The 24626-nt window shown below is 71.6% G+C and carries 24 protein-coding genes and 1 pseudogene; 19 read left to right on the plus strand and 6 right to left on the minus strand.

Features of this window, described 5'->3' with window-relative positions; all coding sequences use genetic code 11:
- Window positions 1-129: 129 nt before the first annotated feature.
- On the minus strand, window positions 130-1224 hold the full coding sequence (locus ACN28C_RS07430) for a serine hydrolase domain-containing protein (protein WP_422774564.1): 1095 nt from the start codon (window positions 1222-1224) through the stop codon (window positions 130-132).
- Window positions 1225-1642: 418 nt separating this feature from the next.
- Window positions 1643-3640 carry a HelD family protein gene (locus tag ACN28C_RS07435; RefSeq protein WP_422772814.1) on the minus strand — a complete coding sequence of 666 codons (1998 nt, stop codon included), beginning with the start codon at window positions 3638-3640 and terminating at the stop codon, window positions 1643-1645.
- 242 nt (window positions 3641-3882) lie between these two features.
- On the opposite strand from ACN28C_RS07435, the gene ACN28C_RS07440 reads away from it, so the two are divergent.
- The 3 genes from ACN28C_RS07440 (at window position 3883) to ACN28C_RS07450 (ending at window position 5520) form a co-directional block, all read left to right on the plus strand.
- Window positions 3883-4353, plus strand: coding sequence for an ArsR/SmtB family transcription factor (locus ACN28C_RS07440; RefSeq protein WP_422772815.1), 471 nt, complete (start codon window positions 3883-3885; stop codon window positions 4351-4353).
- The gene (locus tag ACN28C_RS07445; protein WP_422772816.1) at window positions 4347-4493 is read left to right on the plus strand and encodes a hypothetical protein; all 147 of its coding nucleotides are present in this window, start codon (window positions 4347-4349) and stop codon (window positions 4491-4493) included. The genes ACN28C_RS07440 and ACN28C_RS07445 overlap by 7 nt, the downstream gene beginning before the upstream one ends.
- 178 nt (window positions 4494-4671) lie before the next feature.
- Window positions 4672-5520: a menaquinone biosynthetic enzyme MqnA/MqnD family protein gene (locus tag ACN28C_RS07450; protein WP_422772817.1), complete on the plus strand. Its 849-nt coding sequence runs from the start codon at window positions 4672-4674 to the stop codon at window positions 5518-5520.
- A 60-nt stretch (window positions 5521-5580) separates the two neighbouring features.
- On the opposite strand, the gene ACN28C_RS07455 is transcribed toward ACN28C_RS07450, so the two are convergent.
- Both ACN28C_RS07455 and ACN28C_RS07460 read right to left on the minus strand, forming a co-directional pair.
- Window positions 5581-6543 (minus strand): serine hydrolase, encoded by a 963-nt coding sequence (locus tag ACN28C_RS07455; protein ID WP_422772818.1) that lies wholly within the window; start codon window positions 6541-6543, stop codon window positions 5581-5583.
- Window positions 6543-7502, minus strand: coding sequence for a hypothetical protein (locus ACN28C_RS07460; RefSeq protein WP_422772819.1), 960 nt, complete (start codon window positions 7500-7502; stop codon window positions 6543-6545). The genes ACN28C_RS07455 and ACN28C_RS07460 overlap by 1 nt, the downstream gene beginning before the upstream one ends.
- Window positions 7503-7900: 398 nt before the next feature.
- Between ACN28C_RS07460 and paaA the strand changes: the two genes are divergently transcribed.
- The 5 genes from paaA to paaE all read left to right on the plus strand — a co-directional run bounded on the left by paaA (window position 7901) and on the right by paaE (window position 11849).
- On the plus strand, window positions 7901-8992 hold the full coding sequence (paaA, locus tag ACN28C_RS07465) for a 1,2-phenylacetyl-CoA epoxidase subunit PaaA (RefSeq protein ID WP_422772820.1): 1092 nt from the start codon (window positions 7901-7903) through the stop codon (window positions 8990-8992).
- Window positions 8989-9312, plus strand: coding sequence for a 1,2-phenylacetyl-CoA epoxidase subunit PaaB (paaB, locus tag ACN28C_RS07470; RefSeq protein WP_422772821.1), 324 nt, complete (start codon window positions 8989-8991; stop codon window positions 9310-9312). Before paaA ends, paaB begins: the two co-directional genes overlap by 4 nt.
- Entirely contained in the window at window positions 9309-10049 is a 741-nt protein-coding gene (gene paaC / locus ACN28C_RS07475) for a 1,2-phenylacetyl-CoA epoxidase subunit PaaC (protein WP_422772822.1), read from the plus strand. The genes paaB and paaC overlap by 4 nt, the downstream gene beginning before the upstream one ends.
- 74 nt (window positions 10050-10123) lie before the next feature.
- The gene (gene paaD, locus ACN28C_RS07480) at window positions 10124-10708 is read left to right on the plus strand and encodes a 1,2-phenylacetyl-CoA epoxidase subunit PaaD (protein ID WP_422774565.1); all 585 of its coding nucleotides are present in this window, start codon (window positions 10124-10126) and stop codon (window positions 10706-10708) included.
- Window positions 10709-10736: 28 nt separating this feature from the next.
- Window positions 10737-11849, plus strand: coding sequence for a 1,2-phenylacetyl-CoA epoxidase subunit PaaE (gene paaE / locus ACN28C_RS07485; protein ID WP_422772823.1), 1113 nt, complete (start codon window positions 10737-10739; stop codon window positions 11847-11849).
- A 149-nt stretch (window positions 11850-11998) separates the two neighbouring features.
- On the opposite strand, the gene ACN28C_RS07490 is transcribed toward paaE, so the two are convergent.
- Window positions 11999-12286, minus strand: a complete 288-nt coding sequence (locus ACN28C_RS07490) for a hypothetical protein (protein WP_422772824.1) — start codon at window positions 12284-12286, stop codon at window positions 11999-12001.
- A 116-nt stretch (window positions 12287-12402) separates the two neighbouring features.
- On the opposite strand from ACN28C_RS07490, the gene ACN28C_RS07495 reads away from it, so the two are divergent.
- Window positions 12403-13665, plus strand: a complete 1263-nt coding sequence (locus ACN28C_RS07495; RefSeq protein WP_422772825.1) for a phospholipase D-like domain-containing protein — start codon at window positions 12403-12405, stop codon at window positions 13663-13665.
- Between the two features lie 272 nt (window positions 13666-13937).
- Here the strand turns inward: ACN28C_RS07495 and ACN28C_RS07500 are convergent.
- Window positions 13938-14117: pseudogene (locus ACN28C_RS07500) on the minus strand (ATP-binding protein); the annotation flags it as partial.
- 192 nt (window positions 14118-14309) lie between these two features.
- Here ACN28C_RS07500 and mqnC point away from each other — a divergent pair.
- The 10 genes from mqnC to nuoF all read left to right on the plus strand — a co-directional run bounded on the left by mqnC (window position 14310) and on the right by nuoF (window position 24626).
- Window positions 14310-15500 (plus strand): cyclic dehypoxanthinyl futalosine synthase, encoded by a 1191-nt coding sequence (mqnC, locus tag ACN28C_RS07505; protein WP_422772826.1) that lies wholly within the window; start codon window positions 14310-14312, stop codon window positions 15498-15500.
- Between the two features lie 496 nt (window positions 15501-15996).
- Entirely contained in the window at window positions 15997-16707 is a 711-nt protein-coding gene (locus ACN28C_RS07510; RefSeq protein WP_422772827.1) for a demethylmenaquinone methyltransferase, read from the plus strand.
- Between the two features lie 70 nt (window positions 16708-16777).
- Window positions 16778-17440 (plus strand): hypothetical protein, encoded by a 663-nt coding sequence (locus tag ACN28C_RS07515; protein ID WP_422772828.1) that lies wholly within the window; start codon window positions 16778-16780, stop codon window positions 17438-17440.
- Between the two features lie 184 nt (window positions 17441-17624).
- Window positions 17625-18902: a geranylgeranyl reductase family protein gene (locus ACN28C_RS07520; protein ID WP_422772829.1), complete on the plus strand. Its 1278-nt coding sequence runs from the start codon at window positions 17625-17627 to the stop codon at window positions 18900-18902.
- 117 nt (window positions 18903-19019) lie between these two features.
- Window positions 19020-19385: an NADH-quinone oxidoreductase subunit A gene (locus ACN28C_RS07525; protein ID WP_422772830.1), complete on the plus strand. Its 366-nt coding sequence runs from the start codon at window positions 19020-19022 to the stop codon at window positions 19383-19385.
- A 13-nt stretch (window positions 19386-19398) separates the two neighbouring features.
- Window positions 19399-20073, plus strand: a complete 675-nt coding sequence (locus tag ACN28C_RS07530; RefSeq protein ID WP_422772831.1) for a NuoB/complex I 20 kDa subunit family protein — start codon at window positions 19399-19401, stop codon at window positions 20071-20073.
- Window positions 20070-20870 carry an NADH-quinone oxidoreductase subunit C gene (locus ACN28C_RS07535; protein WP_422772832.1) on the plus strand — a complete coding sequence of 267 codons (801 nt, stop codon included), beginning with the start codon at window positions 20070-20072 and terminating at the stop codon, window positions 20868-20870. The genes ACN28C_RS07530 and ACN28C_RS07535 overlap by 4 nt, the downstream gene beginning before the upstream one ends.
- A complete protein-coding gene (locus tag ACN28C_RS07540; RefSeq protein ID WP_422772833.1) occupies window positions 20867-22198 on the plus strand; it encodes an NADH-quinone oxidoreductase subunit D in 1332 nt (443 codons plus the stop codon). Before ACN28C_RS07535 ends, ACN28C_RS07540 begins: the two co-directional genes overlap by 4 nt.
- The gene (gene nuoE / locus ACN28C_RS07545) at window positions 22198-23310 is read left to right on the plus strand and encodes an NADH-quinone oxidoreductase subunit NuoE (protein WP_422772834.1); all 1113 of its coding nucleotides are present in this window, start codon (window positions 22198-22200) and stop codon (window positions 23308-23310) included. Before ACN28C_RS07540 ends, nuoE begins: the two co-directional genes overlap by 1 nt.
- The gene (gene nuoF, locus ACN28C_RS07550) at window positions 23307-24626 is read left to right on the plus strand and encodes an NADH-quinone oxidoreductase subunit NuoF (protein WP_422772835.1); all 1320 of its coding nucleotides are present in this window, start codon (window positions 23307-23309) and stop codon (window positions 24624-24626) included. Before nuoE ends, nuoF begins: the two co-directional genes overlap by 4 nt.

Consider the following 24626-nt stretch of genomic DNA (forward strand, 5'->3'; position numbering starts at 1 on the left):
GCACCAACTAGTTTTCCCGCGCTGACAGGGTGCGCTGAGGCGGTGCGCGCTGAGGCGGTGCGCTCTGAGGCGGTGCGCGCTGAGACGGCGCGCACCGCCTCAGCGCCGGGACAGGACGGGCAGCGGGAGTCAGCGCCGGGACAGGACGGGCAGCGGGGCGGCCAGGGCCGCCGTGCCCGGGGCCGGGGTCAGCAGCCCGTGCCCGGCCCGGCCGGTGAGGGTACGCCGCCCCGCCGTCGGCTCCCCGAACGCGGTGAGGATGAACCGGAAGAGTGCCTCGCTGATCGGGTCGGGCTGCCCCGGCACCCAGTAGTGGGTGGCGTTCAGCGCCACGGTGACCTGGCGGCGGCCGTCCGGCGAGTGCAGCGACATCGTGTGGTGCCCGAGCACCACTCCGTCGTGCCCCCAGACGAGCCCGCCCGGCAGCGGCAGGCTGAGCAGGCCGAGCCCGTAGCCGGTGCCCTCCGGGACGCTCGGGTCGGCCGGCACGGTCCGGCGCATCTGCGCCAGCTCGGCCGGGCGGAGCAGCCGGCCGCCGAGCAGAGCCCGGAAGAACCTGTTCAGGTCGGTGGTGGTGGAGACCAACGCCCCGGCCGTCCAGGCCCAGGACATGTTGTAGACGCTGAAGTCCTGCAGTGTGCCGCCGACCCAGGGCACGTACCCGGCCGAGTGCGGGCCGTCGATCGTGGGGTCCGTACCCGGGAAATAGCTGCGCCACAGGCCGAGCGGGCGCAGCACGCGGCGGCGGACCTCGACGGTCGCCGGCCGCCCGGTGATCCGCTCCAGCAGCAGCCCGGCCAGAATGTAGTTGGTGTTGGAATAGGAGTGCCGGGCACCGGGCGGGTTCGTCGGCTCCTGGCCCAACCCGATCTCGACCAGCTCGCGTGGCCGGATCGTGGTGTGCTGGTATTTCTCGATGCTCTCCACCGTGCCGAAGATGACGTGGTCGTAGTCGTTGATCCCGCTGGTGTGGTCGAGCAGCATCCGGACGGTCACCCCGTCCGGAGCGAGCCGGGGCAGGTAGCGGCGCAGCGGCGCGTCGAGCACCAGCCGGCGCTCGGCGACGAGCTGCAGCAGTGCGGTCGCCACGAACGTCTTGGTGATGCTGCCGACCCGGTGCAGGAGGTCCGGGCGCATCGGCCGGCCGGTGGTCACGTCGGCGACGCCGCTGGCGCCCCGCCAGGTCGCGCGGCCGTCGCGCACCTCGGCGAAGACACCGGGCATCCCGGCATCGGTGATCGCCCGCAGCCCGGCGCGGAGCGTCTCGTCCGGCAGCGAACCACCGGAGCCGGTGGGCGCCGCACCGACCGGGGCGGCCACCGCCGGGGCGGCACCGGCGACGAGCGCGGTCGCCGCCACGCTCGACCCCACGGCGGTACGCAGGAAGTCGCGTCGGGACTGGTACGGACGGAACGCGCTCACGGATCCTCCCCAGACAGGTGTCAAGTTCTTCCCCCGCATCATGTCCCGCCCGGCCCGGTGGAACGTCCACTCCGGTGCCGAACCGCGTCTCGGCACCGTGGACGATCCGCCGGCACCGGCTCCGCCGCCTGGTTCCACCCTGCGGCGGACGCGATGCAAGGAAGGGCCCCTTCTTATCGCTTTTTGTATATGCGGGGGCCCTTCCTAACATGCCTCGGCGTCAGAGCGGTGCGGGGAGCGGCTCGGTGTGCAGCACGGCGAGTCGGGACACCGCCCGGGTCAGCACCACGTAGAGCCGGTGCAGGCCGCGCGGTTCCGCCGCCACGATCCGGGCCGGCTCCACCACGATCACGTGGTCGTACTCCAGGCCCTTCGCCAGGGTGGCCGGGACGACGGTGACCCGCGCCGCCACCGCGACCTCGTCGGCGGTCGCGGTCGGGATGCCGGCAACGGCGAGCGCCGCGCGGAGCCGCTCCGCCTCGTCGTCGGCGGCGATCACCGCGATCGAGCCGTCGTGGGCCAGCGCCGCGCGCACCTCGGCCACCGTCGCGGCCGGCAGGTCGGTCACGGTACGGATGTCGAGCGCGCCGTCGGAACGGAGCGACTCGGCCGGCGGTACGTCGACGGCGAGCGCCGGCAGCAGCCGGTTGGCCAGCGCCAGCACGGCGGCCGGCACCCGGAAGCCGAGGGTCAGCGGCACCACGGAGGCGTCCGGCTTGCCGAGGTGTCGCAGTGTCTCCCGCCAGTCGGTGGCGGCCCACGGCGCGGTGCCCTGGGCGAGGTCGCCGAGGAGCGTGATCGAGCCGTGCTCGCTGCGCCGGGCGATCAGCCGGCACTGCATCGGGGAGAGGTCCTGTGCCTCGTCCACCACCACGTGCCCGAAGCTGGGCAGCCGCTCGACCAGCCCGGCGGCCTCGTCGACGAGTACGGCGTCGGCCGCGCTCCACCTCGCCGCCTTCGGGGTGCGGGGCGGCTTCGGCCAGCTCAGCAGCCTCTGCTCGGCCTCGGTGAGCAGCCCGTCGGCGGCGTCGGCCAGCACCTGCGGGTCGGCGAGCAGCCGGTGCAGCAGCCCGTCCGGGGTGACCGCCGGCCAGCACCGGTCGAGGAACGCGGTGACCGGCTTCGACCGGCCCATCCGGCGCAGCCAGCCCTCGCCGGGCGAGTCGCCCCGGCGCGCCTCCGACTGCCGTTGCAGCAGGCCGACGACCCGGGCCCGGACCCGGTCCCGGCCGGTCGCGTACGGCAGCCGCTCCCGGCGGGCCTCCTCGACCACCCGGCGCAGCGCCTCGGCCGTGACCCGCCACCGGTAGGAGCCGTCGGAGACCACGATCGGCTCCTCCGGGGTGCGGAGCTGACCGACCAGGGCCCGGCGCAGCACCTCGGCCATCCGGGGGTCGTGTTTCAGCGCGGCGGTGGCCGGCGGGTCGACCGCGCGCACCGGGATGGGAAGCAGGTCCTCGACGGTCGCCTGGGTCACCTCGACCTCGCCGAGCGCGGGCAGCACCGCCGAGATGTAGGAGAGGAAGGCCCGGTTCGGCCCGACCACCAGTACGCCGGAGCGGCGCAACCGCTCCCGGTGCAGATAGAGCAGGTACGCCGCCCGGTGCAGCCCGACCGCCGTCTTCCCGGTCCCCGGCGCACCCTGTACGCAGATCGAGTCGGCCAGGTCGGCCCGGACCAGCTCGTCCTGCTCGGGCTGGATGGTGGCGACGATGTCCCGCATCGGCCCGACCCGGGGGCGTTCGATCTCGGCGGTGAGGATCCGGCTGCGGGTGCCGTACTCCTCACCCCGGTCCAGGTGTTCGTCCTCGAAGCTGGTCAGCTCGCCGCCGCCGAAGCCGAACCGCCGCCGGACGACGACCCCCTGCGGGTCCCGGACGCTGGCCCGGTAGAACGAACGGGAGATCGGGGCCCGCCAGTCGAGCACCATCGGCTCCCCGCGCGGGTCGGTGACGTGCCGGCGGCCGATGTGGTGGCTGGCGTCGGCGAAGTCGAGCCGGCCGAAGAAGAGCGGGGTGTTCGGGTCGTCGGCGAGTTCGGCGACCCGCCGGGAGAGGGTCCGGCCGAGCGTCTCGGCCGCGTACGCGTCCCCGGCGACGTCCTGGCCGGTGCGGAAGAGCGACTCGGCGTGCTCCCGCATCCGCCGCAGGGCGGCCCGGGAGGCGGTCAGGTGTGCGCGTTCGTGCTCCAGGTCGGTGTCGAGATCGTGTGCGGGCATGCTGGTTTCCCATCGGCGCGGCTGCGCGTCGGCTGCTCGCTCGCGTGTCCGGGGCGGATGGCCGGCACCCGGCGCGGGGACGTCCGCTGCGGTGCATTCTCACCTCGGCCGTCAAGCGGCCAGCCAGCCTACCCGCGGCCCGGCACCCGCTCCACTGATTTTCGGGGTACCACGAACAGTTTGTAGTAGCTGGGAGGCCGGGCCCCTGCCCCGGGTTGTGCCGGAGGCGGAATCATGGCGGCATGACCGAACGTCCGGTGGAACAGCGCCCGATGATGATCAGCGACCCGCAGGTGATGCGGGCCCTGGCGCACCCTGCCCGGCTGGGGATCATGGAACATCTGAGCACCACCGGGGCGGCCGTCACCGCCACCGAGTGTGCCGAGATCGTGGGGCTCTCGCCGAGCGCGGTCAGCTACCACCTGCGGGAGCTGGCGAAGTTCGGCCTGGTCGAGCAGGCGCCGAGCCGGGGCGATGCCCGGGAGCGGCTCTGGCGCAGCGGCGTCGGTTCCTGGGGCGTGGAGGCCGGGCACTCCGTCGATCGGGCCGGCCGGCAGCCGGGACGCGTCGCCGGAGGCGAAGGCCGCGCTGGAGACCCTGATCGAGGTCTACGCCGCCCGCGACATGGAGCGGATCCGGCAGTGGGGCCCGGCGTGCCGGCGAGGAGCCGAAGGAGTGGTACGACGCCTCCCAGTACGGCGGCGCGGTGCTGATGCTGACCGCCGAGGAGTTGACCGAGCTGAACGACGCGATCCGGGAGTTGATGCGTCCGTACCGGCGCCGCGAGCGGGTCGACCCGCCGGAGGGCTCCCGCCCGGTGATGGTCCACTACGCGGCGCTGCCGATGGAGTGACCCCGGCGGTACCGGCACGTCCGGTGCTTGCGACCGGGCTCGCCGGCCTGGCCGTGGTCGCCGCCGTGACCCCGGTCGTGTTCCGGGCCACCCGGCGGGAACGGACCCGCCTGCGTCCCGCGCCACTTCCGGCCCGGTCCGCCGGGCGGCAGGTCGAGCCGACGGCTACGGTCGGATCATGACCGAGCTGCGGCGACCCCGGGTAGGACATATCCAGTTCCTCAACTGCCTGCCGATCTACTGGGGGCTGATGCGCTCCGGCGCGTTGATCGACGTCGAGCTGCACAAGGACTCACCGGAGCGACTGAGCGCCGCCCTGGTCGCCGGTGACCTCGACATCGGCCCGATAACCCTTGTCGAATACCTCAGGCACGCCGACGAGCTGCTGCTCCTGCCGGATCTGGCGGTCGGCAGCGACGGCCCGGTGCTCTCGGTCAACATCGTCTCGACCCGGCCGCTGGCCGAGCTGGACGGCGCCAGGGTCGCCCTCGGCTCCACCTCCCGGACCGGGGTGCTGCTGGCCCGGATGCTCCTCGCCGACCAGTACGGCGTACGGCCGGAATATTTCAGCTGCCCGCCCGACCTGACGACCATGCTGCTGGAGGCCGAGGCCGGCGTGCTGATCGGTGACGTCGCCCTGCGTGCCCTCTACGAGGCGCCCCGCCGCGGCCTGGCAGTGACCGACCTCGGGCAGGCGTGGCGGGAGTGGACCGGGCTGCCGATGGTCTTCGCCGTCTGGGCGGTACGCCGGGACTTCGCCGCCGAGCACCCGGGACAGGTCAAGGACGTGCACCAGGCGTTCCTGCGCTCCCGCGACCTCTGCCTCGCCGAACTCGACGAGGTGGCCGAGGCGGCGGCCCGGTGGGAGCCGTTCGACGCGGGCACCCTCGCCACCTACTTCCGGACGCTCGACTTCTCGCTCGGGCAGCGGCAGGTGGCCGGGCTGCGGGAGTTCGCCCGCCGTGCCGTCGACCTGGCCGGTGTCCCGGCCCTGCCGGTCGACGGCCCGGCCTTCTACTCCGCCTGATCGGGCCGGGTCGGACCGACGGCGGGGGCGCGGCCGGCCTCAGCCGGCGTCGGAGGCGTCTCAGCCGGCGTCGGAGGCGGCGGCCCGCAGTTGCCGGGCCACGTCCTCGCAGATCTTGGCCCCGTAGGTGTAGCCGAGGTCGAGCGCGTAGCGGGTCTCCACCGCCATCGTCCAGCCGTCGCCGATGGCCAGGCAGTTGACCGTGTACCTCTGCTCGCGCTGCCGGTCCACCCAGCCGTTCTTGATCCCGATGCCCTTCTGCTCGGCGGCCGGGAACGCCTTGCGGATGCCGAAGTTGCCGACCCCGCGTACGGCGCGCATCTCGTCGAGGAGCCACCTGGTCCACTTCGGACCAGCGGCCCGCCCGTCGGCTATGCAGGCACCCATCCGCGCGGTGTCCCGGGCCGAGAGCGCGGTACGGCTCCAACCGCCGTCGGCGGCCGGGCTGCTGTCGGTCAGGTCGCAGATGCTGATCAGGCGCTTGATCGACGCGGTGCCGCCGTTCAGTTCGTAGAGCGTCTGCGCGGCGTTGTTGTCACTGTCCCGGATCATGATCGAGACCTGGTTCAGCCGGCTGTCGCTCGGGGTGTCACCCTTCTCGGCGGCCCGGCGCAGGTAGTCCGCGCCGATCCATGCCTTGATCATCGAGGCGGTCGGGTTGGTCTCGTCCATGTTGTCCGACCCGGAGATCTTGCCGGTCCGGGTGTCCATCAGCGCCCAGTTCCACCAGCCGTCTTTGCTGATCTTCACGTCCGTCGGGGCCACCGGCAGCGGCGGCAGTTCCGGGCTCGGCGTCGGGGTGGGCGTGCTCGGCCGCTCGCCAGGGGTCGCGTCGGTGGATGCCGTCCTCGACGCCGGCTGACCCCACTTGGCGGCGGCGGTACTGGCGAACGGCGAGCCCGGCATCAGCCGGAGCCCGGCCAGCACCAGAGCCAGCAGTACGCCGGTGAACAGGGCGAGCCGGAGCAGGGTGCTGCGGTTGGCCCGGGCCCGGCGCCGTGCGGCGCGTTCCTCGGCGCCCATCAGGGCTTTGCCACGGTGAGGGGCTGCGGGACCTTGAGCACCGCACCGGGCAGCGGCGTGACCAGTTGGCTGGCGACGCTGGCGCAGACGTCGGCGCCGTAGTCGAGGCCCTTGCGGCCGGAGTACCGGGTCATCACGGCAAGCACCCAGTCGTCACTGATCGCCAGGCAGTTGAGGTGCCACTTGCCGTCGGCGAAGATCAACGTCCAGCCGTTCTTGATCGCGACCGGGCCCTGCGCCAGGACCCCCTTGGGCAGGCCGTCGATGATCCCCCAGCGCCCGCCGGCCTCTTTGGCCTTCTGGTCCTTCGGGGCGGTGGTGCCGCGTACCTTGGCCATCTCGTCCAGCACCCACTTGGTCCACGTCGGTCCGGCGGCGGTGCCGTCCTTGACGCACTCGCCCATCCGCACCGCGTCCCGGGGCGACATCTCGGTGTAGCTCCACCAGACGGACTTTTCGCCCGGTGGCACGACCTTGCGGGTGTCGGTCAGGCCGCACATCTTGATCAGGCGATCGATCACCGCGCCCCGGCCACCCAGGCTGTAGAGCCGCTCCGCCGAGATGTCGTTGCTGTCGCGGATCGCGGTGCTGCCCGCCCGCAACATCGACTCCGGCGGTGTCTTGTCGCCGAGCCGGCGAAGATAGTCGGCGACGATCCAGACCTTGATCATCGACTCGGTCGAGTTGGTCGAGGTCATGTTCTTGGCCCCGGAGATCTTTCCGCTCTCCCGGTCGAGGAGCGCCCAGGAGAAGAAGCCGTCGACATCGCGGACGGTCACCGGCGCGGCGGCCAGCGTCGGCGGCGGTGGCGTGGACGGCTCGATGCCGACCAATGCCGACTCTCCCGAGGCCAACGTCCCGCCCGGCTCGATCAGTCGGGCATACGCGGCGGGGACGATCAGTAGGCCGCCAAGCACGACTGCCGTGATGGCGAGCACCAGGATCACGCGGGGACGCATGAGTTGGGGGCTCCAAGGGTGAGGTCGGGGGGCCGGGACAGTCCCGCAGGCTGCCTCGTGTTACTGCTGCCGGTAGTGGTCGTCGACGCGGCCCGCCAGCCCCACACCGGCGGTGCTCCGCGTCCGGCCTGCCGGGGGAGGCGACAGGACGGAACGGGGAAAGTTTACGTGCCGCAGCCCGATCCGCCAGATGGTGAAGCCGAGGACTCCTTCGATACGGCGGCGAAATCACCGGTTATGTGGTAATAAACTCCAAATATCAAGGCGCTGTGACCAGACTCATTCACCCATCAGTGCGACATTTGGTCCCGGTCGTCACGGCCATGGGACGCGGGCACTGGGCGGCATTTCTATTACACGTCTTGGTTACTGGCTAGTTGAGCTGTAACACTTGGTACGTGTACGGACATGACTTCCCGGTCCCCGACGACGGAGCCGCCAGCGGCCTGCTCGATCAGGTCGAGGCGGCGGAGGCGGCGCTGCGGACCGCCGCCGACCGGGGACGCCCCGGGCACGGCGCGGCGGACGACGCCGGCCCGCAGGAGTACTTCACCGCGCTGATCGACGCCGACCAGAAGATCGAGCCCCGGGACTGGATGCCGGAGGCGTACCGGAAGACCCTGGTCCGGCAGATCGCCCAGCACGCCCACTCCGAGATCATCGGCATGCAGCCAGAGGGGAACTGGATCAGCCGGGCGCCCTCGCTGAAGCGCAAGGCGATCCTGCTCGCCAAGGTCCAGGACGAGGCCGGGCACGGGCTCTACCTCTACGCCGCCGCCGAGACCCTCGGGGTCACCCGGGACGAGCTTGTCGAGTTGCTCCTCTCGGGCCGGCAGAAGTACAGCTCGATCTTCAACTACCCGACTCTGACCTGGGCGGACGTCGGAGCCATCGGTTGGCTGGTGGACGGCGCGGCAATCGTCAACCAGGTCCCGCTCTGCCGGTGCTCGTACGGGCCCTACGCCCGAGCGATGATCCGGATCTGCAAGGAGGAGTCCTTCCACCAGCGGCAGGGCTACGAGATCCTCTACACCCTCGCCACCGGCACCCCCGCCCAACGGGCGATGGCCCAGGACGCGGTGGACCGCTGGTGGTATCCGTCGTTGGCGATGTTCGGCCCGCCGGACGGCGACTCCACGCACTCCCAGCAGTCGATGGCCTGGAAGATCAAGCGTTTCTCCAACGACGAGCTGCGCCAGCGCTTCGTGGACATGTGCGTGCAGCAGGCCGAGGTGCTCGGCCTGACCCTGCCCGACCCGGACCTGCGGTGGAACGAGTCGCGGCAGGCGTACGACTACACCCAGCCCGACTACGCGGAGCTGATGCGGGTGATCTCCGGCGACGGGCCGTGCAACCGGCAACGGATCACACACCGCCGCCGGGCGCACGCCGACGGCGCCTGGGTACGCGAGGCCGCCGCCGCGTACGCCGCCAAGCGCTCCGCCGACCGGGCCGGGCACCCGGCCGACCGGACGGCGGTGCCGGCATGACGGCGGCACAGGGGGACCGGGCGGAGCCGCAGCGGGACCGGGCCGGGTGGCCGCTCTGGGAGGTCTTCGTCCGCGCCCGGCGCGGCCTCTCGCACACCCACGTCGGCAGCCTGCACGCCCCCGACGCCGAGCTGGCGCTCCGCAACGCCCGCGACCTCTACACCCGGCGGCAGGAGGGGGTGTCGATCTGGGTCGTGCCGGCGCACGCGATCACCGCGTCGAGCCCCGACGAGAAGGACGCCTTCTTCGCGCCCGCCGCCGACAAGGTCTACCGGCACCCCACCTTCTACCCGGTGCCCGACGGGGCGGCGCACCTGTGAACGCCCCCGGCACGCCCCCCACGCTCGACTACCTGCTCGGGCTCGGCGACGACGCCCTGGTCGCCGCGCAGCGGCTCGGCGAATGGGTCGCCGCAGCACCTGAGCTGGAGGAGGACGTCGCGTTGGCCAACATCGCCCTGGACCAGCTCGGCGCCGCCCGGCTGCTGCTGAGCTACGCCGGGGAGCGGGAGGGGGCCGGCCGGGACGAGGACGCGCTGGCGTACCTGCGCGACGACCGGGAGTACCGCAACTGCCTCCTGGTCGAGCTGCCCAACGGCGACTTCGCGGTCACCATGGCCAAGCTGCTCTTCCTCGCCGCCTACCAGGTGCCGCTCTACGCCGCGCTCGCCGGCTGCGCCGACGAGCGGCTCGCCGCCATCGCCGGGAAGGCCCGCAAGGAGGTCGCCTACCACCTCGACCACGCCAGCCTCTGGACGGTACGCCTCGGCGACGGCACCGAGGAGTCGCACCGGCGGATGCAGGCGGCGGTGGACGAGGTGTGGCCGTACACGCACGAGCTCTTCGTCGCCGACCCGGCCGCACCGGTCGACCCGGCCGGGCTGCGCGCTGCCTTCCTCGCGGCCGTCGAACCGGTGCTGGAAACCGCGACGCTGCAGCGCCCGGCTGACAGCTGGGCCCCGAGCGGCGGCCGGGCAGGGCTGCACACCGAACACCTCTCCTACCTGCTCGCCGAGATGCAGGTGCTGCACCGGTCGCATCCGGGAGCCCGCTGGTGAGCGCTGACCGGCTTCCGGAGGCGAGCGCTGACAGCGCTGACCGGCCTCCGGAGGCGAGCGCTGACCGGCTCCCGATGGTGGGCGCTGACAGCGCTGACCGGCTCCCGGTGGTGGGCGCTGACCGGCTTCCGGAGGCGCGCCGGGCGGCCGCCGCGGTGGTCGACCCGGAACTGCGGGTGCTGACCATCGAGGACCTCGGCGTGCTCCGCGGCGTCACGGCGGACGCGGCGACCGGCCGGATCACCGTGACCATCACCCCCACCTACACCGGCTGTCCGGCGATGGACGTGATCCGCGCCGACATCCGGGCCGCACTGGCCGCCGCCGGGCACCCGGACGCCGAGGTCGTCACGGTATTCGCCCCCGCCTGGAGCACCGACTGGATCTCCGAGGCCGGCCGGGCCAAGCTGGCCGCCGCCGGCATCGCCCCACCGGGACCGGCCACCGGCGCCGACGTGTTAGGCGGGGGCCCTTCTACGACAGAAAACGATATGCGGGGGCCCTTCCTTGCACCGGTGCGGGTGGCGTTGAGTGTGCGGTGCCCGCATTGCGGGGCGCCCGACACCGAGCAGGTCAGCCGGTTCGGCTCCACCGCCTGCAAGTCGCTGTGGCGGTGCCGGGCCTGCCGGGAACCCTTCGACCACCTGAGGGCCTTCTGAACGTGACGACCAACCCGAGGGTGCACCAATGAGCGTGACGATCAGACGGCCGGTACGCCGACGGCCGGTCTTCCATCCGTTGCCGGTCGCGGCGGTCGACGTGTTGACCGAGGATGCTGTCGCGGTCACCTTCGAGGTGCCGGCCGAGTTGCGTGAGAGCTTCGCCTTCCGGGCCGGCCAGCACCTGACGGTGCGGCGGTTCGTCCCGGACGGGGCGGAGGTGCGACGGTCGTACTCGATCTGCTCGACCCCGGCCGAGCTGGCGGCGACCGGGAAGCTCCGAATCGGTGTACGGGAGGTGCCGGGCGGCGCCTTTTCCAGCTTCGCGGTCTCGGCGCTGCGGGCCGGCGACACCGTGGAGGTGTTGCCGCCACTGGGGCAGTTCGGTACGGCGTTCGCGCCGGACCGGGTCCGGCACTACGCCGGGGTGGTCGCCGGGTCGGGCATCACCCCGGTGCTCTCGCTGGTCGCCACCGCGCTCGCCGTCGAGCCGGCCAGCACCTTCACCCTGGTGTACGGCAACCGCCACAGCCGGACCGTGATGTTCGTGGAGGAGCTGGCCGACCTGAAGGACCGGTATCCTGAGCGGCTGCACCTGGTGCACGTGCTCTCCCGGGAGCCGGGGGAGTCGCCGCTGCTCTCCGGCCGGGTCGACGCGGACCGGCTCGGCCGGCTGCTCGACAGCATCGTGCCGGGGGACCGGATCGACGAGTGGTTCCTCTGCGGGCCCTACCAGATGGTGTTGGACGCGCGGCGGGTGCTCGCCGAGCGCGGGGTGCCGGTGGCGGCCGTACACGCGGAGTTGTTCCATGTGGATGCGCCGCCCGCGCCAGTGGTCCGGACGGCGAGCACGGCGGCCGACGCCGGTTCCGAGGTGACGATCCGGCTGGACGGCCGGGCGTCGAGATTTCGGATGGGGCGCGACGAGCGGGTGCTGGACGCGGCGCTGCGGGTCCGCGGCGAGCTGCCGTACGCCTGCAAGGGCGGAGTCTGTTCGACCTGCCGGGCCAAGGTGGTCGCGGGCGAGGTGTCGATGGCCCGCAACTATGCCCTGGAGCCGGACGAGGTCGCCGCCGGATACGTGCTGACCTGCCAGTCCAGCCCGCTCACCGACACGCTGGTCGTCGACTACGACGGCTGAGCGGGCGGGCGGTCTCCGCCCGGCTGGACGCACTGTCGAGCTGCCCCGCTTGTGCGCCCGCTACGCCGGCCGCATGCCGGCGCCGGTGGCGATCGAGGCAAGGGCCGCTGGCAGTGTGCACGACCTCGTCACACGGCACGGCTGGCCGCCTAGAGTTTTTCCGGGGTGACCGTGACCGTCGCGGGTGAGTCGAGGAGCCAACCCTGCATCCGGACCGCCAGCCAGGGCAGGCGCAGTGCCAGCACCAGCATGACGAGGCCGAGCACGATGAACAGCACGCCCTGCGGATCGGCCGGGTCGAGCGCCGCGATCGTGACGCCACCCAGCACGATGATCAGGCAGCCGACCCAGACGATCGCCCCGTACGGCCGCATCGCCCGTCGGGTTGCCCGGACCCGGCGCCGACGGTCCGGGGACACCTGGAAGACGACCTGCACCGTTTGCCTCCGAACTGGCTCGTGGGCTGCGGTCCCGCGCGGTCCGGACCGCAAGCGGTTGAAAAATTCCTGCGCAGAGTGTTGCTCGATTGAAACATTTATACTAGTAACGGGGTATGAGAAGTCTGGGCCCGCGCCGTACCCCCGTCAACGCCGCACTGGCGTCCTGTGCCGTGCTCGGGATGCTGGCGGCGATCCTGCCCGCCCCGACCGCGACGGCCGCCGCCGCTCCCGCACCGGACGGGGCCGCTGCCGCCGCCGACCCGTTCCCGGCGTACACCCGGTTCAACATCCCGGCCGAGGACGGCACCCGGGACCGGGCGATCGAGGACGAGCTGGTCCGGCTCGCCGACGGCGTGCCGGCCGGCAGCTACATCCGGGGCATCATGTACAGCTGGAGTTCCCCGGTGGTGGCGGAGGCGTTGCAGCGGGCGGCGACCCGGGGCGTCGTCGTCCGGGTGGTGCTGGACGAGACCGGCGGCGGGGTGAACACCCGGGCCGACAACACGGCGGTGCCGCTGCTCAAGTCGGCGAACCTGGACGACCTGGTGATCTGCGGCAGGACCTCGTCGACGGTGGCCGGCTCGACCGCCTGCATCGGCAACAAGAGCAACTCGATCAACCACAACAAGGTCTTCACGTTCTCCACCAGCGGCACCATGAAACGGGTCGTCTTCGTCAGCTCGCAGAACCTCACCTTCAGCCAGAACAACCTCTTCAACAGCGCGCTGATCGTGCACGAGGACTACGAGCTGTACGACCACTTCACCGCGTACTTCAACGACATGCGGGCGCAGCGGAAGAACAACGACTACTTCAACGCCGCCAACGGCTACTACAAGTCGCCGACCACCGCCGTCACGGTCTACCACTCGCCCCGGGCGGACAGCGACACCCTGGCGAACCGGCTCGCCGAGGTGAACGCCTATGCCAGCGGCTGCTCGGTCGACGTGGCGCACGCCCAGTTCACCAACGCCCGCCCACGCGTCGCCGAGCAACTGCGCCGGATCGGCCGGATGGGCTGCCGGGTCCGGGTCGTCTACGGCTCGATGGGCAGCACCGCGTACGCCACCCTGAACGGGCAGCCGAACGTCTCGTTGAAGAAGTACCACGACGCCGAGGCCAGCAACTACGACGGCCGGGTGGTCAGCCTGCACTCCAAGAACATCATCATCCGGGGTACCTTCGCCGGTGTGGCCGGCCGCAGCGTCGTCTTCACCGGCTCGCACAACGTCACCGACCCGGCCCTGACCGACCACGACGAGACCCTGGTGAAGATCGAGCACCCGACCGTCTGGAACGACTTCCACGACAACTTCGAGACGGTGTGGAGTCGGGCCAAGTGCGTCAACCCCGACAACGGAAGCTGCACGCTCTGACCGGTGGGCCGACGGTTGGGCGCGCGCCGCACCTGCCTTTCGACCGCCATCGCGTACCCGGAACGCCATCGCGTACCCGGAACTCGGTGAGCGGGTACAGCCGGGTAGCGCCGGCCGGGTCCTTCTCGGTGAGCCAGACCTGATCCCTGCCCAGGGTGACCCCGTGGTGTCGTCCGAGCAGCCCGACATCGTGGCTGTTGAAAACGAGCTGTGCGCCACGTTGGTTCGTTGCCGGATCGTGGCCACTCTCGCTGGACAACTTCGTCGTCCAGGGCGAAGCCGAACTCGTAGCGCACTTCGCCGACGACGATGTCGAAGGCGAACTCGCTCGGCCGGGCGGCGCTGCCCGTATCGAGCCGGAACGGCCAGCGCTCCGGGATCGGCTCCTCCGGCAGCCAGCGCTGGTGCGAGTAGCGAGCCGCATCCCTGGCGAAGTGCAGGGCCTTGATCACGTTCGACCTGCCGGAGGCGTTCGTGCCGAAGATGCCGACCGTGGCCCAAATGAGGAGGGTGCCGCCTCTCAACGCGTCCGGCTCGCCGTGCTGCCGCCGAAGGCGTCGGCGGGTTTCCCCGCACCCGGGTCGGGATCACATCGGCCGGGACGGAGGTCGAGGTGGGGCGGGCCACGACGTACCCTCGGGGGTGTGACGGTGAGCCGGGAGATCGACAGCATCCTGCAGCGTGGCGCGGAGGGCGGGCGGATCAGCCCCGAGGAGGCGCTGCTGCTCTACACCGAGGCGCCCTTCCATGCCCTGGGCGAGGCCGCGGACGCGGTACGCCGACGCCGGTACCCGGACAACATCGTGACGTACCTGATCGACCGCAACATCAACTACACCAACGTCTGCGTCACCGCCTGCAAGTTCTGCGCCTTCTACCGGGCGCCGAAGCACCGGGAGGGCTGGACGCACCCGACGGAGGAGATCCTGCGCCGCTGCGCCGAGGCCGTCGAGCTGGGCGCGACCCAGGTGATGCTCCAGGGCGGCCACCACCCGGACTACGGGGTGGAGTACTACGAGGAGCTCTTCTCCTCGGTCAAGCGGGCGTACCCGCAGCTCGCCATCCACTCGATCGGGCCGAGCGAGATCCTGCACATGGCGAAGGTCTCCGGTGTGAGCCTGGACGAGGCGATCAGCCGGATCAAGGCCGCCGGGCTGGACTCGATCGCCGGCGCCGGCGCCGAGATGCTGCCCGAGCGGCCGCGCAGGGCGATCGCCCCGCTGAAGGAGTCCGGCGCGCGCTGGCTGGAGGTGATGGAACTCGCACACCGGCAGGGCATCGAGTCGACCGCGACGATGATGATGGGCACCGGGGAGACCAACGCCGAGCGGATCGAGCACCTGCGGATGATCCGCGACGTGCAGGACCGTACCCGGGGCTTCCGGGCGTTCATTCCCTGGACCTACCAGCCGGAGAACAACCACCTCAAGGGCCGCACCCAGGCGACCACCCTGGAATACCTGCGGCTGATCGCGGTGGCCCGGCTATTCTTCGAGACCGTGCCGCACCTGCAGGCGTCCTGGCTGACCACCGGCAAGGAGGCGGGCCAACTCGCCCTGCACATGGGGGTGGACGACCTCGGCTCGATCATGCTGGAGGAGAACGTCATCTCCTCGGCCGGGGCACGGCACCGGTCGAACCTGCACGAGCTGATCTGGATGATCCGGTCCGCCGGCCGGATCCCGGCCCAGCGGGACACCCTCTACCGGCATCTCGCGGTGCACCGGACCCCGGCGGACGACCCGACAGACGACCGGGTCGTGTCGCACTTCTCCTCGATCGCGCTGCCCGGTGGCGGCGCCGGCCGGAGCCTCCCGCTCGTCCAGGCCCGCTGAGGCAGCCGCCGTGCCGGGGCAGCCGCCGCGTTGAGGCAGCCGCCCGCCCGGGGGCACGCCGGCTTCCGCGTGCCGTGGCCGCTCCAGTTACCCTCGTCCATTCGGTCAGTGCCAGGTGGGCGAGGGGGCGGTCCTGGGCGCCGATCCGACGACAATGCGCCGGCCGAGCCGGATAAATAGCCCCTGAGCAGGACATTCTTGGGAGCCGGGCGCACTCCGGTGGTCATAACAGTTGGATCAAGGGAGCGCGAGCGGGGCCGCGGAACCGATAGCGTCGCCGACACGTACCGCTGACCGTCGCGGACGGACCGGCCCGGGCGGGCCGGGACGCGGCGCACCGGGGGTCGTCCTCTATCGGTCCATGAGGGCCGTTCACATAACGCACCGCAGCACGGGCGAGGTGGGAGACCACCTCGCCCGTGGTGTCTGCGCCCTCGCCCGTGGTGGTTGCGCCCCGGCACGGGCGGACGGGCAGGGGCTGGCAGACTAGTCCGGCGTGACCCGTACCCCGTCCGGACGGCGGGCCAGCCTCGAGAAGCAGCCGCACGAGGTGGCGGCGATGTTCGACGAGGTGGCCTCCCGGTATGACCTGACCAACACCGTGATCTCGTTCGGCCGGGACCGGCGGTGGCGCCGGGCCACCCTGGCCGCCCTCGAACTCCGCCCCGGCGACCGGGTGCTGGACGTGGGGGCCGGCACCGGGGTCTCCACCGCCGAGCTGGCCACCTCCGGGGCGTACGCGGTGGGGCTCGATCTCTCGATCGGGATGCTCCGGGCGGGCCGGCGGAGCCGGCCCGAGCTCCCGCTGCTGGCCGGTGACGCGCTCCGGCTGCCCTTTCCGGACGAGGCGTTCGACGCGGTCACCATCTCGCTGGCGCTGCGCAACGTGGTCGACACCGGGGCGGCGCTCCGGGAGATGGCCCGGGTCACCCGGCCCGGCGGCCGGCTGGTGGTCTGCGAGTTCAGCACCCCGACGAACCCGGTCTTCCGCACGGTCTACCTCTCCTACCTGATGCGGTCGCTGCCGGCGGTCGCCCGGGCCGTGGCGAGCAACCCGGACGCCTACGTCTACCTGGCCGAGTCGATCCGGGCCTGGCCGGACCAGGCGGGGCTGGCCGCGCAGATCGGCCGCTCCGGATGGCACCGGGTCGGCTGGCGCAACCTGACCGGCGGCATCGTCGCGCTGCACCGTGCGGTCCGGTCCTGACAAGATGCGTTCGGGGCGCTTTCGGCGGGTTTGATCCGCGAAGGGGCATTCCACCCCGTAGGCTGCGCCCATGGCGGGGGCAGACCGGCAGGCCGACGGCGAGCAGCCGGCCGAGGAGACGCCGGCGATCGCCGGTCCACCGGTCGCGCGGCCCCGGGGTGACGAGGCCCCGGGGCGGGAGGCGGCCGATCCGAGGGCCGAGGCCGCCGAGCTGATCGCGCAGATCCGGGAACTGGCCGGACCCGATCCGGAGGCGATCCGGACCGTGGTCGCGGACGTGCTGGCCGCGCTCGACCGGGTCAGCGGCGGCGCGCTACGCGAGCAGTTGCCGTACGAGCCCGAGCGGCCATCGGAGGAGCAGAGGGCCGGAGCCTCCGGCGGCCCTCGGGACGCAACGCCCGGCGCTTCACACAATGCCACGCCCGGCGGCACCCCCAACGGCAGCGCGTCGACGCCCGGCTATCCGGTCGAGCCGCGTCCGACCAGCCCGAACCCGCCGGAGCCGCATCCGGCCCGCCCCGGTCCGGGGCAGCCACAGCCCGGCCGGCCCGGCCCGGCCGACCCGCATCCGGCGACACCCGGTCCGGTCGAGCCGCATCCGGCGGAGCCACGGCCCACCGATCCGCATCCGGTACGGCCGCCGAGCGATCCGCACCCGGCCGAGCCGGCACCGGGCACGCCGGGACCGATCGAGCGCCGGCCGGCCCGCAGGGAGGGCGAGGACCGGACCTGATACCGGACCGCCGACCCGACCTGACGGGATCCACCGGCGCATAACCGGCCCGGAAACGTATCCACCACGCCTACCTCGGCAAGTTAGGTTCACCTAACCGGCTGCCGGCCACGTGGCGGTCTTAGACTCCTCCCCTGACGAGGCTTGTGAAGCATTTCACGAGCGACGGCGAGGGGAGGCGCGGATGACCACGGTCGACAACGACGCCGATGTCATCGTCGTGGGCGCCGGTCCCGGCGGATCCACCACCGCCTATCACCTGGCCCGGCACGGTGTGCGCGTGCTGCTGCTGGAGAAGACCGAGTTCCCGCGTGAGAAGGTCTGCGGTGACGGGCTCACCCCGCGCGCCGTCAAGCAGCTCGTCAAGCTCGGCGTGGACACCTCGCCCGGGTCCGGCTGGCTGCGCAACCGTGGGCTGCGGGTCATCGGCGGCGGCGTACGCCTCGAACTCGACTGGCCGGACCTGGCCAGTTTCCCCAACTACGGCCTGGTCCGGACCAGGCTCGACTTCGACGACCTGCTCGCGAAGCGGGCCGTCGAGGCCGGCGCCGAGCTGCGTACCGGGGTCAACGTCACCGGGCCGGTGCTCGCCGAGGACGGCCGGGTGACCGGGATCACCGCCGAGGTCGGCCCGGACAAGACCCCGGCCACCTTCACCGCGCCATTGGTGGTCGCCTCCGACGGCGTCTCCGGGCGGCTGCCGCTGGCGCTCGGGCTGGCCAAGCGGGAGGACCGGCCAATGGGGGTCGCGGTCCGCCGCTACTACCGCTCGCCGGTGAGGCACGAGGACGACTACCTGGAGTCGTGGCTGGAGCTGCGCAGCAAGGAGAACCCGGAGAAGCTGCTTCCCGGGTACGGCTGGATCTTCGGCATGGGTGACGGCCGGGTCAACGTCGGGCTCGGGGTGCTCAACTCCTCGGCGGCGTTCGGCCGGACCAACTACCGGCGGCTGCTGGTCGACTGGCTCGCCGGCACCCCGGCCGAGTGGGGCATGGCCGACGAGGCCAACGCGGACGGACCCGTCCTCGGCGCCGCCCTGCCGATGGGCTTCAACCGGGTGCCGCACTACACCCGCGGGGTACTGCTGGTCGGCGACTCCGGCGGCATGGTCAACCCGTTCAACGGCGAGGGCATCGCGTACGCGATGGAGTCCGGTGAGCTCGCCGCCGAGATCATGGTGCAGGCGCTGGCCCGCCCGGCCGGCCCCGAGCGGGAACGCGCGCTGGCCGGCTACCCCGCCGAGCTGAAGGTCCGCTACGGCGGCTACTACCGGCTCGGCAACGTCTTCGTGAAATTGATCGGAAATCCGCACGTGATGCGGATCGCCACCAAGCACGGCATGCCGCATCCGACCCTGATGCGGTTCGTGCTGAAGCTGATGGCGAACCTCACCGATCCGCGCGGCGGCGACGCCATGGACCGGATCATCAACGGGCTGGCGAAGGCGGCTCCGGCCGTGTAGACCGCTGACGGGCCGGTCAACGGCGACCAGTGGCCCCCCGGGCGGCACCGTCCGGGCGACTGTGAATAGTGTGAATTCGGAAATCGACCGAGGCCGGGAAGGACGAGCAGGGAAACGATGTCGCTCTCGCCGTACGTACCCATCATCGGGCTCTTCGCCCTCGCTGCGGGGTTTGCGCTGTTCTCCGTCGCCGCGGCGCGCTTCGCCGGCCCTCGGCGCTACAACAAAGCCAAGCTCGAGGCGTACGAGTGCGGCATCGAGCCGAGCCCGCAGCCGGTCGGCGGCGGCCGGTTCCCGATCAAGTTCTACCTGACAGCGATGCTGTTCATAATCTTCGACATCGAGATCATCTTCCTGTACCCCTGGGCGGTCAACTTCGACGCGCTCGGGGTGTTCGGCTTCGTGGAGATGGTGCTGTTCATCGTCGCGGTCTTCGTCGCGTACGCCTACGTGTGGCGGCGCGGCGGCCTGGACTGGGACTGAGGGAGGTCGTCAGATGGGTATCGAGGAGAAGCTCCCGTCCGGGATCCTGCTGACCTCGGTCGAGAAGCTGGTCAACTGGTCCCGCAAGTCGTCGTTCTGGGGCGCCACCTTCGGGCTGGCCTGCTGCGCGATCGAGATGATGGCGGCCGGTGGCGCCCACTACGACCTCGGCCGGTGGGGCATGGAGGTCTTCCGGGCCTCGCCACGCCAGGCGGACCTGATGATCGTGGCCGGCCGGGTGAGCCAGAAGATGGCCCCGGTGCTCCGGCAGATCTACGACCAGATGGCCGAGCCGCGCTGGGTGCTCTCGATGGGCGTCTGCGCCAGCAGCGGCGGCATGTTCAACAACTACGCGATCGTGCAGGGCGTGGACCACGTCGTACCGGTCGACATGTACCTGCCCGGCTGCCCGCCCCGGCCGGAGATGCTGATCGACGCGATCCTCAAGCTGCGCGAGAAGATCGGCCACGAGCCGCTCGGCCCGAACGGCCGCAAGATGCTCGAGGCGCGCCGGGCGCGCGGCGACGTGCCGCTGGTGGTGCCCGGTTCGATGCCGTCGTCGTACCGCAACGACCGGGCACGACGGGCCGAGTGGACCCGGGCGGTCGCCGAGGGGCGCGAGGAGCAGCTCCGGATCGAGAACTGGATGAAGGCACAGAACCACCTCGTCGGGGGGAACGGCCGATGAGCGAGCCCAACGGGACCGGGCCCAAGGCGGAGCCGGAGAAGACCGGGTCCGACGCGGTCGAGCCCAACAAGACCAGCGACCGGCCGGGCGGCGGCGTGCCGGTGGCCCGGCCGCCGATCGGGGCGACCAGCGGGGCGCCGGCCGAGTACCCGCCGGCCAGCCCTGCCGGGCGCGGCATGTTCGGCATCCACGGCAGCGGCGACACCTCCGGCTTCGGCGGGCTGGTCCGGCAGCGGGTCGGCGTGGTGAGCAGCCCTCGGCCGTACGGCGGCTACTTCGACGAGGTCGCCGACGCGCTGGAGGAGGCGTACCCGGGCTTCGGCGACGCGGTCGAGAAGGTCGTGGTCGACCGGGGCGAGCTGACCCTGCACGTCCGGCCCGAGCGGATCGCCGAGGTCTGCCAGGTGCTCCGGGACGACCAGGCGCTCCGCTTCGAGCTCTGCTCCTCGGTCTCCGGCGTCGACTACCTCGGCACCGACACCCGCCGGCTGCACGTCGTCTACCAGCTCACCTCGATGACCTACCGCCGGCAGCTCCGGCTGGAGGTCGCGGTGACCGCCGAGGAGCCGAGGGTGCCGAGCGTCACGTCGGTCTACCCCACCGCCGACTGGCAGGAGCGGGAGACGTACGACATGTTCGGCGTCGTCTTCGACGGCCACCCCGGTCTGACCCGGATCCTGATGCCGGACGACTGGGAGGGCCACCCGCAGCGCAAGGACTACCCGCTCGGCGGCGTGCCGGTCGAATACAAGGGCGCCGAGATCCCACCGCCCGACCAGCGGAGGTCGTACCAATGACTTCGACGAACCCGAGCTACGCCGAGTCCCGGGAGACCACCGAGGGCCGGGTCTTCACCGTCACCGGTGGCGACTGGGACCAGGTGGTCGGCGGGCACGACCCGATCAACGACGAGCGGATCATCGTCAACATGGGTCCGCAGCACCCGTCCACGCACGGCGTGCTCCGGCTGATCCTGGAGCTGGAGGGCGAGACCGTCCGGGAGGCCCGCGCGGTCGTCGGCTATCTGCACACCGGGATCGAGAAGAACCTCGAATACCGCAACTGGGTGCAGGGCAGCACCTTCGTCACCCGGATGGACTATCTGGCGCCGCTGTTCAACGAGACCGCCTACAGCCTGGCGGTGGAGAAGCTGCTCGGCATCACCGACGAGGTGACCGAGCGGGCCACCACCATCCGGGTGCTGATGATGGAGCTGAACCGGATCTCGTCGCACCTGGTCTGGATCGGCACCACCGCGCTGGAGCTGGGCGCGATCAACGTGATGCTCTACGGCTTCCGGGAGCGCGAGTACATTCTCGACATCTTCGAGCTGATCACCGGTCTCCGGATGAACATGGCGTACGTCCGGCCGGGTGGAGTCGCCCAGGACATCCCGGACGAGGCGATCGTCAAGATCCGCGAGTTCCTGAAGCTGCTGCCGAAGCGGCTCAAGGAATACGAGGACATGCTCTCCGGCCAGCCGATCTGGCTGGAGCGGACCAGGGACGTCGGGGTGCTGGACGTGACCGGCTGCGTCGCGCTCGGCGTCACCGGCCCGGTGCTCCGCTCGGCCGGGCTCGCCTGGGACATCCGCAAGACCATGCCGTACTGCGGCTACGAGAACTACGAGTTCGACGTGCCGACCACCGAGAGCGGCGACGTCTGGGGCCGCTACCTGGTCCGGATGGCCGAGATGCGGGAGTCGCTCAAGATCGTCGAACAGGCTCTCGACAGGCTCCGCCCCGGCCCGATCATGGTGGCCGACAAGAAGATCGCCTGGCCCGCGCAGCTCGCCATCGGCGTCGACGGGATGGGCAACTCGCTGGAGCACGTCGCCACGATCATGGGTCAGTCGATGGAGTCGCTGATCCACCACTTCAAGCTGGTCACCGAGGGCTTCCGGGTGCCCGCGGGCCAGGTCTACGTCGGCATCGAGTCGCCCCGGGGCGAGCTGGGCGTGCACGCCGTCTCCGACGGAGGCACCCGGCCGTACCGGGTGCACTACCGCGAGCCCAGCTTCGTCAACCTCCAGGCGCTGCCGGCGATGGCCGAGGGTGGCCTGATCGCGGACGTGATCGCGGGCGGCGCGTCGCTGGACCCGGTGATGGGTGGGTGTGATCGCTAATGACCGAAACTCAGTTTGGCAGTTCGGCGGCCCGGCTCGACGGCCTGGTGACCGGCCCCGGCGAGGTGCCGGCACAGCGTGTCGGCGAGCCGCGCAGCGCCGAGCTGCACGCGAAGCTCGACGAGCGGGCGCGGGAGATCGTCGCCCGCTACCCGGCCGACCGGTCCCGCTCGGCACTGCTGCCGCTGCTGCACCTGGTGCAGTCCGAGGAGGGCTACGTCTCCCCGGCCGGCGTCGAGTTCTGCGCCGACGTGCTCGGGCTCAACAAGGCACAGGTCGGCGCGGTCGCCACCTTCTACACGATGTACAAGCGGCGGCCCACCGGCGACTGGCTGGTCAGCGTCTGCACCAACACCATGTGCAACGTGCTCGGCGGCCAGGAGGTCTACGACGCGCTCACCGAACACCTCGGGGTCGGGCACGACGAGACCACCGCCGACGGCGCGATCACCCTCGAGCACGCCGAGTGCCTCGCGGCCTGCGACTACGGCCCGGTGATGACCGTCAACTACGACTTCTTCGACAAGGTCGACCCGGACGCCGCCGTCGCGGTCGTCAACGAGCTGCGCGCCGGCGGCCGTCCGCAGCCCAGCCGCGGTGCCCGGCTCTGCACACTCAAGGAGATGTCGCGGCAGCTCGCCGGCTACCCCGACCCGCGCGCCGAGGCGGTGGCCGACGGGCTGGCCGGCGACCCGACGCTGGCCGGGCTCCGGCTGGCCCAGCAGCACGGCATCTCGGTGGCCGGCTACGACCCGAACACCCCGATCAAGGGCAGCCAGACCGGCGACAAACCGGCCCCGGCAACCACCCGGCCGGCCGCCGCCACCGGCAGTACCGCCCCGGACCCGAAGGCACCGGACGACAAGTCGCCACAGATCCGTACCGCCGAGACCCGCAACCCGGACGCGAAGACCGCCGTCCCGGACGCGCCCGGCACGACGCCGCCGGTCGACGGCGTGCCGGCCGGGCCGGCCGACGCGAGGGCCGCCGAGCAGGCCGGCGCCGCCGCCAACACGCCGGCCGGTGACGCGAAGCCGGCCGGCGACGGGGGTACGGACGCCCAGGAACGCTCGCTGCGGTCGGCGGCGGGCGAAGAGGAGGGTCAAAAGTGACCACGACGCCTCGGCGGGAGACGCTGGAGAAGCTGACCCCGGTGCTCACCAAGCGCTGGCTGTCGCCGGACGCCTGGCGGCTCGACGTCTACGAGCGGCTCGACGGCTACGCGGCGCTGCGCAAGGCGCTCGGCGCGCACCCGGACGACCTGATCCAGCTCGTCAAGGACTCCGGCCTGCGCGGCCGGGGCGGTGCCGGCTTCCCGACCGGTCTCAAGTGGGGCTTCATCCCGCAGGGCGACGGCAAGCCGCACTACCTGGTGGTCAACGCCGACGAGGGCGAGCCGGGCACCTGCAAGGACCTGCCGCTGATGACCCACGACCCGCACTCACTGGTCGAGGGCGTGATCATCGCCTCGTACGCGATCCGGGCCAACCGCGCCTACATCTACATCCGGGGTGAGGCGGTGCACGCGGCCCGGCGGCTGCGCAACGCCGTGCAGGAGGCATACCGGGCCGGGTACCTCGGCGAGAACATCCTCGGCAGCGGCTTCGACCTGGACCTGGTGGTGCACAGCGGGGCCGGGGCCTACATCTGCGGCGAGGAGACGGCGCTGCTGGACTCGCTGGAGGGGTTCCGGGGCCAGCCCCGGCTCCGGCCGCCCTTCCCGGCCACGCACGGCCTCTACGCCTGCCCGACCGTGGTCAACAACGTCGGCACCATCGCCAGCGTGCCGTACATCGTGCTGGGCGGGGCCGCCTGGTGGAAGAGCATGGGCACCGAGAAGTCCTCCGGGCCGATGATCTATTCCCTCTCCGGCCGGATCAACAACCCCGGGCAGTACGAGGCGGGGCTCGGTATCACGCTGCGCGAGCTGATCGAGCTGGCCGGCGGCATGCAGCCCGGCCACGAGCTGCGGTTCTGGACCCCGGGCGGCTCGTCGACCCCGCTGCTCACCGCCGAGCACCTGGACGTGCCGCTGGACTTCGAGGGGGTGGCGGCGGCCGGCTCGATCCTCGGCACCACCGCGACCCAGATCTTCTCCGACCAGGACTGCCCGGTCTACGCGACCTTCCGGTGGCTGGAGTTCTATCACCACGAGTCGTGCGGAAAGTGCACGCCGTGCCGGGAGGGCAACTACTGGATGGTCCGGACCTACCGGCGGATCCTGGCCGGGCAGGGCACCCACGAGGATCTCGACACCCTGTTGGACACCTGCGACAACATCCTCGGCCGCTCCTTCTGCGGCCTCGGTGACGGCGCGACCAGCCCGGTGACCTCCTCGCTGAAGTACTTCAAGCAGGACTACCTCGACTACATCGAGGGCCGGACGGCTCCCAAGCTGTCGGAGAAGACCCTGGTAGGAGCCCACTGA

The sequence above is a fragment of the Plantactinospora sp. WMMC1484 genome, assembly GCF_049315195.1.
Lineage (GTDB): Bacteria > Actinomycetota > Actinomycetes > Mycobacteriales > Micromonosporaceae > Plantactinospora.